The sequence below is a fragment of the Olleya sp. ITB9 genome (assembly GCF_001315805.1).
GTDB classification, from domain to species: Bacteria; Bacteroidota; Bacteroidia; order Flavobacteriales; family Flavobacteriaceae; genus Olleya; species Olleya sediminilitoris.
Genome location: NZ_BCBW01000040.1, coordinates 94,820 through 108,964, shown reverse-complemented (window position 1 = coordinate 108,964; position 14,145 = coordinate 94,820). Strand labels below are relative to the sequence as shown.

Below are 14,145 nucleotides of genomic sequence, written 5' to 3'. Positions count from 1 at the left end.
AATTGAAATATTTATCAACACAACAAACAGATATTAAATATTTTTTACAGTCAAAATAAAGTTCTCAATTCCTCAAAATTCACATTATTTTTTTACGAAATAACAACTTTATCACATCTTTTTTTTAGAAAAACTTATTATGCGCGCATAATTTATTAGCAGTTTTTACCAAAATTTAGTTAAAAAACGTATATTGGCATAAATAAATTAACTAAATCTAAAAAATGAGAACAATCCTTTCAATTGTATTGTTGTGTTTTTGTGGACTTTCTTTCGCCCAAACAACAATATCAGGAACAGTGGTAGATGACGTAAGTCAACAACCAATTCCAAGTGCAAATGTCGTAATAGCTGGTACCTCAATAGGGACTGCTACAGATTTTGATGGTACATTCGTCTTAACTACAGATCAAAAACCTCCTTTTAAAATTCAAGTAAGTAGTGTCGGATTTTCTAGCAAAGACTTAGAAGTGACTTCTAACAATCAAAAATTTAATATTGTACTTAATGAAGGTACATCTTTAGATGAAGTCGTTATATCTGCCTCTAGAACACCTGAACGCATATTTGAATCACCAGTAACAGTCGAAAGATTTGGATTAAAAGAAATTAAAAATACTGCTTCTGCTGATTTTTATGATGGACTAGAAAACCTAAAAGGTGTAGATGTAAACACAAACAGTTTAACATTTAAATCTGTTAATACACGTGGATTTGCAACATTTGCAAATACTAGATTTATGCAATTAGTAGACGGAATGGATAATTCAACACCTGCATTAAATTTTCCTATAGGAAATTTAGTAGGTATGACTGAAACTGATGTTTTAAGTGTAGAATTACTTCCAGGAGCTTCATCTGCACTATATGGAGCAAATGCATTTAATGGGATTTTATTTATGAGAAGTAAAAACCCATTTGATCATGAAGGTATTAGTGCATCATTTAAAAGAGGAATAACCTCTCAAGAAGCTGCTGGTGATAATCCTTATACTGATTTAAGTTTAAGAATGGCCCATAAGTTTAGTGATAAATTTGCTGCTAAGGTTAACTTTGGCTATTTAAAAGGAACTGATTGGCAAGCAACAAGTGAAGTAGATAAGATTGATCCAACCAGAACTAGATCAAACACTAACTATGATGGTATTAATATCTATGGAGATGAAGTTTCAACTAACATTAGAGCTGCTTCTGGATTAGGAGTTATCCCAGATGTTGTAGTTAGTAGAACAGGATATAATGAAAGAGATTTAACACCGTACAATGCTGAGAGTGTAAAAGCAGATTGGGGATTATACTATCGACCAATTGAAGACAACAGTTTAGAATTATCATATGTTGGAAAAGTGGGTACTGGAACAACAATTTACCAAGGGACAAACAGATATAATATTGACAATTTCTTCCAACAACAACATAAATTAGAAGTTAGAAATGACAACTTTTTTGTTAGAGCTTATGAAGTTTCTGATAAAGCTGGAGATTCTTATGATATGGTTTTTACAGGAATAAACATAAATAGATCATGGAAAAGTGATGAAGATTGGTTTGGAGACTATATAGCAACCTATGCAGGAATTGAACTTACTGGAAACCCTTTGGGCTTAACAGACCAACAAAAACATGATGCCGCAAGAGCTGCTGCCGACACAGGTCGTTATGAGCCAGGATCTCCTGAATTTAAAGCTGCATTTAACAGAAGCATCAATGATCCAGACTTATCAACAGGATCAAAATTCCAAGATGCCTCAAAATACTTCCACAGTGATGCTAACTATAACTTTAGTCATTTAATAGATATAGCTGAAATTCAAGTTGGTGGATCATACAGAAAATACAAATTAAACTCTGGTGGTACAATTTACACAGATGGTGATAGTCCTATCGAATATTCAGAATTTGGAGTATATTCACAAATTCAAAAAAATCTAGAACTTGAAGGTGAAAAGGAATTAAAACTAACAGTCTCTGGACGATATGATAAATCAGAATTATTTGATGGCTTTTTCTCTCCTAGATTATCTGCTGCATTAACATTAAATAGAAATCATAATGTAAGAGCATCTGTGCAAACTGGTTTTAGAAACCCAACAACACAAGATTTATTTATTGGTCTTGATGCTGGTAGAGCAATTTTGGTTGGTTCTGCACCAAACAATTTAGATAGATACACTAGAGATTACGATGTCAGCTTAGAAGGACAAACATTTTTTGGTCAACCATCACAAGTAACACAAACTGGCGCTGCAGCTTATAACAATTCTTATTCTGCTAGTTCAGTAATTGATTTCGCAGCTGCTGGAAACCCTGCTCTATTAGAAGTATCAAACCCAGACATCATCAAACCTGAAAAAGTAACTTCGATGGAAGTAGGTTATAGAGGTAAATATGAAAGTATAATAGTAGACCTTAGTGCCTACTATAACAAATATGAAGATTTTATATCTCAAGAAGTTGTGATTTCTCCTTTTTATGGTACAGTTGGAGATAATGGATTATCAGTAGCTGCATTAGCTAATGGAGATTATCAAACCTATAGTGCTTATACAAACTCTAATGCGGATGTAAAATCTTATGGTGCATCAATAGGGTTATCTACTAAAGTATTTAATGGATTTGATTTAAGCGGAAGTTACACTTTTACTAAACAAGATTTTGACAAAGCAGGAAACCCAGACTTCCAAACAAACTTTAACACACCAGAACATAAATTTAAAGCTTCATTTGGACATACTAACGTCTTTGAAAACTTTGGGTTTAATGTATCATATAGATTTAGTGATGACTATTTTTGGGAAGCAACCTTTGGAAATGGTATAATTCCTGAATTTCATGTAGTTGATGCTCAAGTAAATTATAAAATACCAAGTATTAAATCAATTATAAAACTTGGAGCAACCAACTTAACAGGTCAGGAGTACTTTACTGCATTTGGAACAGGATTTATTGGATCTATGTACTATGCATCATTAACGATTAATAATTTATAAGAAATGAAAACATTCAAAAACATAAAATATATAGGATTACTTGCTGTAGCTATTAGCTTCACAGCATGTAGCGACGAGGAAGATTTTGAAGAGCTTTTGGATCAACCACCAACGCAAGAAGCTAATCTTCCTGCATTAACAAGTGGTTCAGCAGACTTTTCAACTTTTGTCTCATTAGGCGCATCATTTACTGCAGGTTTTACTGATGGAGCATTATTTATAGCTGCTCAGGAAAACTCTTTTCCAAACACATTATCTAATAAATTTGCTATGGCAAATGGAGGTGCTTTTAACCAACCATTAATGGAAGATAATATTGGAGGACTACTTTTAGGAGGTAATGTAGTTGCAAATCCTAGATTATTTTTTAATGGTACTGGACCTGAAGTCTTACCAGCAACACCAACTACTGATGTAGGTAATAGTTTAGCAGCAGATGGAAGTATATTTGAAAATGTTGGTGTACCTGGTGCTAAAAGTACACACATTGGCTTGAACGGTTACGCTAGTTTAAACCCATATTTTGGGCGTTTTGCAAACTCACCAACAGTATCAATGTTAGAATATGCTATTGCACAAAATCCAACATTTTTTACTTTGTCAGAAATTGGAGGTAATGATGTTTTAGGTTATGCCACTTCAGGAGGAGAAAGTGATACTACATCAGATAATTATGATCCAATTACACCTACAACAACATTTGATTTTGTGTTTAACGATATGGTTAATCAATTAACTGCCGTAACACCTAATGGAGTAGTTACTAATGTACCGTACATTACAGATTTACCACATTTTACAACAGTACCTCACAACCCTCTAGATCCTACAAACCCTGATTTTGGTCCACAAATACCATTATTGAACTCAATATTTAGTGCATTAAACCCAATATTTGAAGCTGTAGATCCAGCAAGAGCTATTGTGTTTTCTACTACGGAAGCAAGTCCTGTGGTGATTAAAGACGAAACTTTAGATGATATATCTGCAATAATTAGCGCACAGCTAAATGCTAGTCCAACTTTTCCGGCTTTTATAGCACAATTTGGATTACCAGCTCAAGCCGCACCATTAGTAGCAAACCTTTTAGGTGCTACTTATGGACAAACAAGACAAGCAACACCAGCTGATTTATTAGTATTACCAAGTTCTTCAATTATAGGAACTGTAAATGAAGCTAATGTAGGAGCACTAATGGGACAAGGTTTACCACAAGCGTTAGCTGGACAATTTTCTGTAGAAGGTGTAAGCTTACCATTAGAAGACAAATGGGTATTATTACCTTCTGAACAAGACGAAATACAAACAGCTACAGATGCTTACAATGCTACTATAGCAAATGTTGCCAACACAAAAGGATTAGCTTTAGTCGATTTAAACGGGATTTTAAGTCAAGCCTCTTCTGCAGGTATCATGTTTGATGACTACAACTTAACTACAAATTTAGCTACAGGTGGCTTAGTTAGTTTAGATGGCATACATTTAACAGCAAGAGGTTATGCTTTAATGGCTAATAAATTTTTAGAAGCTATAGATTTAACTTATGGTTCTAACTTTATTGCTTCTGGTAATGTTGCAAAAGCTGAAGATTTTGGTGTGACATACTCACCAACATTACAGTAAACACATTATAAATGACAATAAAAACGTCTGCTTTTTAGTAATATAAAAAGTGGACGTTTCTTGTATATAAAAAAGGTTAACAAACCTCTTTTATTTTAAATTAAAACATCTATCTTTGCACGCGAAAACAGAAGGTGTTTTCTTTCAATTAAATACCATAATATTAAACAGATAAGTAATGTCAAAAGTTACAGGTAAAGTTGCTCAAATAGTAGGTCCAGTTATCGATGTTGAATTCGACGCAGGTACTGCACTTCCAAAAATTTACGATTCATTAGAAATTAATAAAGCTGACGGTTCAAAATTAGTACTAGAAGTACAATCTCACATTGGTGAAGATACAGTACGTACTATTGCAATGGACTCATCAGACGGTTTAAGTAGAGGTACAGAAGTTGTTTCAACTGGAGCTCCAATACAAATGCCTGTTGGTGGTGATGTTTACGGACGATTATTCAATGTAATTGGAGATGCTATTGATGGTTTAGGTGATTTACCTAAAGCTGGAGATGCTGGATTACCAATACACAGATCTGCTCCTAAATTTGAAGATTTATCTACATCTACGGAAGTATTATTTACTGGTATTAAAGTAATTGACTTAATTGAGCCTTATGCAAAAGGAGGTAAAATTGGATTATTTGGTGGTGCAGGAGTAGGTAAAACAGTATTAATTCAAGAGTTAATTAATAACATTGCAAAAGGACACGGAGGATTATCTGTATTTGCTGGTGTTGGTGAAAGAACAAGAGAAGGTAATGATCTTTTAAGAGAGATGTTAGAGTCAGGAATTATCAAGTATGGTGATGACTTTATGCATTCTATGGAAGAAGGTGGATGGGATCTACAAAAAGTAGATAAGTCTGCTATGAAGGATTCTAAAGCAACTTTTGTATTTGGACAAATGAATGAGCCACCTGGAGCTCGTGCTCGTGTAGCACTTTCAGGATTAACTATAGCAGAATATTTCCGTGATGGAGCTGGAGATGGTCAAGGTAAAGATGTACTTTTCTTTGTTGATAACATTTTCCGTTTTACACAAGCTGGATCTGAGGTATCTGCATTATTAGGACGTATGCCATCTGCAGTAGGTTACCAACCTACATTAGCAACTGAAATGGGAGCTATGCAGGAGCGTATTACTTCAACTAAAAAAGGATCAATTACATCTGTACAAGCGGTTTACGTACCTGCAGATGATTTAACGGATCCTGCACCAGCAACAACGTTTGCTCACTTAGATGCAACAACGGTATTATCTCGTAAAATTGCTGAGCTAGGTATTTATCCTGCAGTAGACCCTTTAGATTCTACTTCAAGAATTTTAACTGCTGATATTTTAGGTGATGAGCACTATGACTGTGCACAAAGAGTAAAAGAGTTATTACAACGTTACAAAGAATTACAAGATATCATTGCTATTCTAGGTATGGAAGAATTATCTGAAGAAGATAAAATGGCTGTAGGTAGAGCTAGACGTGTACAACGTTTCTTATCTCAACCTTTCCACGTAGCAGAGCAATTTACAGGACTTAAAGGTGTTTTAGTAGATATTAAAGAAACTATTAAAGGTTTTAACATGATTATGGATGGTAAATTAGATCATTTACCAGAAGCAGCATTTAACCTTAAAGGATCTATTGAAGAAGCTATTGAGGCTGGAGAAAAAATGTTAGCTGAGGCATAAATTAGTTAGCAGTATTTAGTTAACTATAAACTACAGCTGCAAACTGCAAACTAAAAGAATATGTATTTAGAAATTGTATCACCAGAAGCGACATTATTTAAAGGAGAAGTAACAAGTGTTACTGTTCCTGGTATAAATGGTGAGTTTGAAATGTTAAATAATCACGCACCAATAGTATCTATATTAAAAGAAGGCACTGTTAAAATCGTGGGAAATATCACTTTAGATAAAGAGGTTGAAGACCAATTTACTAAAGGAAACAATAATACGACACTATTAAAAATAAATTCTGGTACGCTAGAAATGAATGACAATAAGTTAATTGTATTAGCAGACTAATACTTTAACTAGATTATAATAAAAAAAAGGCGAAACATATGTTTCGCCTTTTTTATGCTCTATTTTTTAAAAATTAAACCTTCTTAATTACATTGGTAACAATTCCCCAAATTAAAAAGTTATTGTCCTCAGTTATTTTAATAATTGGATAGTTAGGGTTTTCTGGTTGTAACCAAACTTCGTCTTTAGACACACGTAAACGTTTGACTGTAAACTCTCCATCAAGAAAACAAACTGCAATTTTATTATTTGCTGGCTCAAGACTTCTATCTATAACTAGTAAATCGTTATCATCTAACCCAGCTCCTATCATAGATTGCCCACTAACTTTTGCGTAAAAGGTAGCTTCTTTATTTTTTACTAATTCTTCATCTAAAGATAAGCGATGCTCTTTAAAGTCTTCTGCAGGTGAAGGAAATCCTGCCGAAATTCCTGTATCAAAAAATTGACCTGCAACTCCGTCAATAGTTTCTGGTGTATAGAAGGTTAAACTTCCAGATTTATGTGCAATCATAGTTATCTCTATTTATATGTTGATACTACAGTAAATCTATAAACTAAACCCATGCTGTATTATCTAAATTATTCTGTTTATAAATTTACTTATTATTAGTGAGATTATTTTATTATAAAATTCATTTTATTTTACGACTATAATGTCATTGATATTAGTGGTGTATCTTGGAGACAGTCGGTCTTGACGCATTTTCCAAGTTTGTTTTAAATCTTGATTAGCTATTTTAATAGCAGCACCTTTATATTTGGCATTAATAGCATCTATGGATTGCATTAATGGTTTGTGTTTGGGGTTTTCGGTATCAAATAAATGCAACTGGTGATTATCTGTAGGCACTAAACCTGTAACAATGACACCTGCTTTTTTATATTTAATACCTTTTTTAAAAATAGACATAACAGCACTTACAGCACAATTACTAATCACTAAAGACGAATCTGTTGGGTAAGATAAATTTACACTAGTACTTGCACGATGCTGACTTAGTTCTGTTTTATGTTTATCGCTTTTTAACATAACTATAATAACATGACAGCTAGACCCTTGTTTGCGTAATTTTTCTGCACAAACTACAGCAAAAGTTGCTATACGTTCTTTAATGTAACTACTATCAGAGTAACTAAAATCAAAACTTCTAGTAGTAGCAATCATTTTTTTTTGATCTACAGCTTCATCTAATTTTAATGTTGCTATTCCTTGTAAATCTCTTTTTAACCTTGCTTCGACTACCGAAAAATTACGTTTTACCCAATCATCGTCTAGTTTTGTAAAATCATAAGCTGTGTGACTCCCTTTGGCCTTTAAACGTTTTGACAGTTGTCTTCCAACTCCCCAAACATCTTCAATTTTTAACCACTTTAAGGCTTTAATCCGTTTTTCTTCTGAATCAATAACATAAACCCCTTTAGTCTGAACAGGAAATTTACGAGCAATTTTATTTGCAACTTTACTTAATGCTTTAGTTGGAGCAATGCCAACACATGTTGGTATTCCTGTCCATTTTAAAATCCGTTTTTTTATTTGTTGACCATAAATCTCTAAATCGTAATTATCAAAACCTTTAAATTCTAAAAAAGATTCGTCAATACTATATATTTCAATATCTGGTGAAAACTGTTTAAGTATAGACATAACACGATTACTCATATCACCATATAATGGATAATTAGATGATAAAACAGTAACGTTATTAGCTTTACAAAAGGATTCCCACTTAAAAATAGGAGCTCCCATTGGCAAACCTAACGCTTTAGCTTCGTCACTACGTGAGATAACACAACCATCGTTATTACTTAAAATAGCGACTGGTTTTCCTTGTAAATTAGGGTTAAAAACACGTTCGCAAGAAGCATAGAAATTATTACAATCTACAAGTGCAAACATATGTGCAAAAATACGTAAAACATTTCAATTCTATTAAAAATATTTTTTGTAAAATGTTAAAATGACCAATTAACAAAATTTAAATATTATGAAAATGTAACATTTATAACAAAAAAACACACATATAAGCATAGTAACAATAAAAGCAAATTAATTTTATTGACTATAAACTTTTATCGTTCTATATTTAAATTTTTAAAATCCTATAAATATGTTAGATTGGTTTTCTAGTTTAGAGATGTTTCCAAAAGTATTTTGGAGCCTTGCTCTAATAGCTTCTTTAATTTTTATAATCACCATAGCGCTATCTTTTATTGGTGGAGATACAGGTGATTTTGGTGATGTAGATGCAGATATTGATGCAGATACAGGAATTGGGTTTCAGTTTATAACCTTAAAAAATCTAGTTGGTTTTTTCACCATTTTTGGATGGTCAGGTATCGCGTGTATAGATGCTGGATTATCTAAGCCATTAACCATAACAATTGCTACTATTTGTGGACTTATTATGATGGCTATTATGGCTGCAATGTTTTACTATATGCGCAAACTAAGCGATAGTGGTACACTTAATTACAATAATGCTATTAATCAAATAGGAGAAGTTTATCTAACCGTTGGAGCAAAGCGATCCAATATAGGAAAAGCACATGTCAGAATCCAAGGTGCTTTAAGAGAATTAGAGGCATTAACAGACAGTACAACAGATTTAAAAACTGGTACAGTAATAAAAGTAAAATCTGTAACATCAAACGGAATATTAATCATTGAAAAACTTAACAACTAATTAAACCTATGTTTTTACAAACCACACAAGAGACTTTTAATTTAGGCTTCCCTATAACCATTATAGCAGCTGTATTATTTATTTTCCTATTTTTAATAGTGTTGATAAGACGTTATAAACGCTGTCCTTCTGATCGCATATTAGTAGTATACGGAAAAGTAGGTGGCGGACAATCTGCTAAATGTATTCATGGTGGAGCTGCCTTTATTTTACCAGTTATACAAGATTATCAATTCTTAGATTTGACACCAATATCTATAGAAGTTAATTTAGTTAATGCATTATCAAAACAAAATATTCGTGTAAACGTCCCTTCTAGATTTACTATTGGTGTGTCTACAGAACCTGGAATTATGCAAAATGCTGCCGAACGTTTATTAGGTTTAAACCAAGACAACATTCAAGAGCTAGCACAAGAGATTATCTTTGGTCAATTACGTTTAGTAGTAGCATCAATGGATATAGAAGAAATTAATAGCGACAGAGACAAATTTTTAACCAACATATCACAAAGTGTTGAATCTGAACTAAAAAAGGTTGGACTTAAACTAATTAACGTAAACATTACAGATATTGTAGACGAGTCTGGTTATATTGAAGCTTTAGGTAAAGAAGCTGCAGCACATGCAATTAACGCAGCACGTAAATCTGTAGCCGAAAAAAACAGAGATGGATCTATTGGTGAGGCTAATGCAGTGCAAGATGAAAGATCTCAGGTTGCAGCTGCTAATGCACAAGCTGTAGAAGGAGAAAATACCGCAAAAATTGCTGTTGCCAATTCAGATTCATTACGTCGTCAACGCGAAGCCGAAGCTGGTCGTGTGGCAGTAGCATCAGAAAAAGTACAGACCGCAAAAGCCTTAGAAGAGTCTTATGCTGCAGAACAAGAGGCAGAAGCAGCAAGAGCAGAACGTGAACGCTCATCTCAAATGGCTGATGTAATTGTACCTGCTGAAATTGATAAACGAAAAGTAGAAATTGATGCTGAAGCAAGAGCCGAAAACATAAGACGAATTGCAAAAGGAGAAGCTGACGCCATTTTATTTAAAGCACAAGCCGAAGCACAAGGACTTTACGAAGTATTAACCAAACAAGCTGCTGGTTTAGATCAAATTGTTAAAGCTGCAGGAAACAACTCTAAAGACGCTGTATTATTGTTAATTGCCGATAAACTTCCTGAGTTAGTTAAAACACAAGCAGAAGCTATTAAAAATATCAAAATAGATAAAGTTACCGTTTGGGAAAATGGAGGAAAAGGTGAAGATGGAAAATCATCTACAGCTAATTTCTTATCCGGAATGTACAAATCAGTACCACCATTACAAGACATGTTTAATATGGCTGGAATGGATCTACCTGAGTATTTAAAAGGAAAAGATAAACCAAGTATTGAAGAAGCTACAATAGAGGATAGTTAAGACCGAATAACATTACTATCAAATTATAAATAAAAACCTCATCGATTTTATATCAGTGAGGTTTTTTTTTAATCTTCAATATATTCTAAAATATCTGCAGGCTGACAGTCTAATGCTTTACAAATAGCTTCCAGAGTAGAAAACCGCACTGCTTTAGCTTTTCCTGATTTTAGGATAGATAAGTTAGCAGTTGTTATACCTATAATTTCAGCTAAATCTTTACTTTTCATTTGACGCTTTGCAAGCATAACGTCTAAGTTTACTACTATTGACATAGGTTAAATTGTTAGGTCGTTTTCTTCAGTTACTTTTTTTGCTTTTTTGAAGACATCACTTAAAAAAATAAAAAACAAACCTATAAGCACATGAAATATAGGAAAATGACCACTAGTTAATTTAAAAGAGGTATTTAATAAAACTGGAAAAATAAATTTACTAACAAGTTGTATTACTGCAAATATTAATAATAAGCCACCCGCTTTTTTAAAGCTATTTATTACTACATCATTAAAATAATTCTGTTGTTCTAATTCAAAAGTAGATAGTCTTAAATTTTCTATTACTAAAACAAAAAGATAAATTAACCCCAATCCTATTACATTACTAACAATAGTGAGAATGCCAGATGTATCTGTATAATTTATAACATCATTTATAAACTTAGGTTTTAATTTATCAAAATTTCCTAAAATTAAATAATACATAAATTTAATTGACTCAAAAGCAAAAGTCAATATAAATAAATAATAGAAAATGTTTATTGCTTTTTTTATGATTGAAATACTTTTCATTTTAGCCTAAATTATATAGTTAAATTGTTTTCTTGTTGTAATTGGTTTCCATTGTTGATAAAATCAGTTAGAATTATCAAACCAAAACCTACTAATATTAAAAGTGCACTTGAACTTAATCCAGAAAAAAGAGTCATACCATTAGAATAAATCAACAATGCTATACTCCAAATTAAGCTTAGACTACCTGAAAACATAAAAAGCTGACCTGTTCTTTCAAATTTTATAACATTATTATGATTAAAAAAACCGTTTTTAATAGTGCCTTTTAACCCACTTTCTAAGAAAAATAAAGCAATAAAAGTTACAACTGAAATTGCTAAACCAACAAACTGCGTATAGTATCCAAATATAAACTTTTGATAAAATTCCTCTGAAAAATTCATAAAGTCAGGAGTGTAAACCACTAGATAGATATTGGATAAAAAAACAACACAATAAATCACTATCAACGCTATTATAAACCAATGTAATATTCTTATTTTTCTCATATTTCAAATATTTTTATTATTGTTTAACGATAACAAATATATAAAAATTATTGATAAACAATAATAACATTAAAAAAAAGACATTCATTTACTTTAATTTCATTTTAAAAATGAAACCAGACGTCGTATATTTAATCAAGCATAATTATTTGTTATATGAGTCAAACTTTTAAAACCATAGCGAAATTTCAATATACAGCTGAAGCACAAATTATAAAAGGAAGACTAGAATCTGAAGGTATTCAAGTATTTTTAAGTGACAATATAACTATAGATACAGATCCTTTAGTGAGCAATGCTATTGGAGGCGTTAAGCTTAAGGTTTTATCTACAGATGCCATGCAAGCACAACATATTTTAGAAAGTATTAATAAATACTCTATTGATGATGATGGTAATGCTATACATTGTCCCAATTGCAATAGTACTGAGGTCGCTATGTTTTCTACCATTAAAGATCTTAAATCTTTTTTTGCTTTTGTCTTTGGGTTTATTTCTGGTACACTTCCCTTCTATTCAAAAGATAAATATAGATGTGCAAATTGTGACACAGAGTTTGATGTAAAATAATCACAAAGCATCAAAACTAAGTCTCAACGTTTTAATAACAATTTCTATTTCACCCTCATTTAAATGTCCAAAACCTAAACGTATTGCACAAACAGCTTTACTTTGATACAAGATAGTTTTTGGCAGAAATAAATCGTACATTTTTGCTTTTTCGGCTAATTTCACAAGTGATATACTAGGCTTAAAATTTATCCAAATCGCTAAACCACCTGTAGGCACTTGCCAAGTGGCATCATCTTTAAAATGGGTCGTTAAACATGCACATAAATAATCACGTCGTTGCTTATAAATAGTGATGTTTTTTTTGATTAAACGATGTATTTCTCCCTCAGAAATTAATTCGGTTAAGATTTGTTTCTGAATTAAATCTCCTTGTTTATCTAAAATTTGCAAGTAATTTTTGGCTTCATTTATAATATTTTCGGGAGCTACAACAAACCCAATTTGAAAACTAGGAAAAAAAGATTGTCCTAATCGTCCTAAATAAATAACGACTCCTGCTCCATCAGAACTAGCCATAGGAAGCATCGCTGAACCTTCAAATTGAAAATCATAATCAAAATCATCTTCAATAATAGCAAAATTATAAGCTTTGGCTAATTGCAATAACTTTAATCGTCGCTCTGCTGTTAAAGTTACAGTTGTTGGGTATTGTCTATGAGCACAGACATACACACATCTAATACTGTTTTTGGTAAAATTCTTTTCAATAAAATCGACATCTATTCCATAAGCATCTACAGGAATAGTAATTATATTTGCTCCTGCTTGTTGAAAAATCATATTAGATTTGTAATGGCTTAAATGACCAACAAGTACAACATCCTCTTGTTTAATTAAAAGTTGTGAGACTATATACAAGCTCATTTCTGTACTTCGTGTACTGACTATATTATCAGGTTTTATATAAAAGCCTCTAGTAGCATTTAAGTAATTACATAATTGCTTACTAAAATTAGTGTAAGACTGTTCTTGGGTTTGATTCCATTTAGAGATTAATGAAGAACGCTTCATGGAAGCACTATACCATTTTGAAAACTGATGTGTTGGATGTAAGCGTAAATCTGGTTGTCCGTCGTTTATAACATATTTACTAACTGAAAACTCTTCAGTAGATGCTAAATTAAAAGACGATTGAAACTTAAAACCTGCAACTTTAGGATACGTTTTTAATTGCTCTAAACCCTGTAAAGCACCTTTTATTGCAGCTGTCTTTTTTTCTGGCATTAAAACAAATGTTCCTTTATTAGCAACTATATCTACCCAACCTTGCGAAGCCAACTCATCATAAACAGCTACTGCTGTATTACGGTTTATATCAAGTAAGACACTAAACTTTCTTGTTCCTGGTAGAGCAGTTCCTTCTGGTAAATACCCACGTTGGATAGCATTAATAATTTGTTGTGCAATCTGAATATAAATAGCTGTATTAGGCGATTTTTCAAAATGAATTAAAGATTTTAAGATACCATCAACCGGACTATGCATTGTTTTAAAACTGGACTACTTTAGTGATCCGGAAAGTTACGAAATTTGCAGCCTGAAAAAA

The 14,145-nt window shown here is 32.3% G+C and carries 13 protein-coding genes; 7 read left to right on the top strand and 6 right to left on the bottom strand.

The annotated features are described in order from the left end of the window. Positions 1 to 224 precede the first annotated feature (224 nt). From ITB9_RS12420 to ITB9_RS12405, 4 genes are all read left to right on the top strand, one after another. Complete coding sequence (locus ITB9_RS12420; protein ID WP_054852484.1) at positions 225 to 2,990, top strand: TonB-dependent receptor; 2,766 nt, start codon at positions 225 to 227, stop codon at positions 2,988 to 2,990. Between the two features lie 3 nt (positions 2,991 to 2,993). Continuing rightward, the gene (locus ITB9_RS12415; RefSeq protein WP_054852483.1) at positions 2,994 to 4,613 is read left to right on the top strand and encodes a G-D-S-L family lipolytic protein; all 1,620 of its coding nucleotides are present in this window, start codon (positions 2,994 to 2,996) and stop codon (positions 4,611 to 4,613) included. Between the two features lie 178 nt (positions 4,614 to 4,791). Beyond that, entirely contained in the window at positions 4,792 to 6,300 is a 1,509-nt protein-coding gene (gene atpD, locus ITB9_RS12410; protein ID WP_054852482.1) for a F0F1 ATP synthase subunit beta, read from the top strand. A gap of 60 nt (positions 6,301 to 6,360) precedes the next feature. Beyond that, a complete protein-coding gene (locus ITB9_RS12405) occupies positions 6,361 to 6,639 on the top strand; it encodes a F0F1 ATP synthase subunit epsilon (RefSeq protein ID WP_028291586.1) in 279 nt (92 codons plus the stop codon). A gap of 73 nt (positions 6,640 to 6,712) precedes the next feature. Here the strand turns inward: ITB9_RS12405 and ITB9_RS12400 are convergent, their stop codons facing one another. Both ITB9_RS12400 and ITB9_RS12395 read right to left on the bottom strand, forming a co-directional pair. Continuing rightward, positions 6,713 to 7,153: a LexA family transcriptional regulator gene (locus tag ITB9_RS12400; protein ID WP_028291585.1), complete on the bottom strand. Its 441-nt coding sequence runs from the start codon at positions 7,151 to 7,153 to the stop codon at positions 6,713 to 6,715. 126 nt (positions 7,154 to 7,279) lie between these two features. Next, positions 7,280 to 8,539 (bottom strand): Y-family DNA polymerase, encoded by a 1,260-nt coding sequence (locus tag ITB9_RS12395; RefSeq protein WP_054852481.1) that lies wholly within the window; start codon positions 8,537 to 8,539, stop codon positions 7,280 to 7,282. A gap of 211 nt (positions 8,540 to 8,750) precedes the next feature. Between ITB9_RS12395 and ITB9_RS12390 the strand changes: the two genes are divergently transcribed. Then, a complete protein-coding gene (locus tag ITB9_RS12390) occupies positions 8,751 to 9,326 on the top strand; it encodes a hypothetical protein (protein WP_028607592.1) in 576 nt (191 codons plus the stop codon). 8 nt (positions 9,327 to 9,334) lie between these two features. Continuing rightward, positions 9,335 to 10,744 carry a flotillin family protein gene (locus ITB9_RS12385; RefSeq protein WP_054852480.1) on the top strand — a complete coding sequence of 470 codons (1,410 nt, stop codon included), beginning with the start codon at positions 9,335 to 9,337 and terminating at the stop codon, positions 10,742 to 10,744. A 68-nt stretch (positions 10,745 to 10,812) separates the two neighbouring features. Here ITB9_RS12385 and ITB9_RS12380 read toward each other — a convergent pair whose 3' ends face one another. From ITB9_RS12380 to ITB9_RS12370, 3 genes are all read right to left on the bottom strand, one after another. Beyond that, positions 10,813 to 11,019, bottom strand: a complete 207-nt coding sequence (locus ITB9_RS12380) for a helix-turn-helix transcriptional regulator (protein ID WP_054852479.1) — start codon at positions 11,017 to 11,019, stop codon at positions 10,813 to 10,815. Between the two features lie 3 nt (positions 11,020 to 11,022). Next, complete coding sequence (locus ITB9_RS12375; RefSeq protein WP_187294275.1) at positions 11,023 to 11,448, bottom strand: DUF2975 domain-containing protein; 426 nt, start codon at positions 11,446 to 11,448, stop codon at positions 11,023 to 11,025. 98 nt (positions 11,449 to 11,546) lie between these two features. After that, positions 11,547 to 11,921, bottom strand: a complete 375-nt coding sequence (locus ITB9_RS12370) for a hypothetical protein (protein WP_054852477.1) — start codon at positions 11,919 to 11,921, stop codon at positions 11,547 to 11,549. Between the two features lie 261 nt (positions 11,922 to 12,182). Here ITB9_RS12370 and ITB9_RS12365 point away from each other — a divergent pair, with 261 nt between their 5' ends. Further along, a complete protein-coding gene (locus ITB9_RS12365; protein ID WP_054852476.1) occupies positions 12,183 to 12,596 on the top strand; it encodes a putative signal transducing protein in 414 nt (137 codons plus the stop codon). Here ITB9_RS12365 and ITB9_RS12360 read toward each other — a convergent pair whose 3' ends face one another. Continuing rightward, a complete protein-coding gene (locus ITB9_RS12360; RefSeq protein WP_054852475.1) occupies positions 12,597 to 14,084 on the bottom strand; it encodes a PLP-dependent aminotransferase family protein in 1,488 nt (495 codons plus the stop codon). Positions 14,085 to 14,145: the final 61 nt, after the last annotated feature.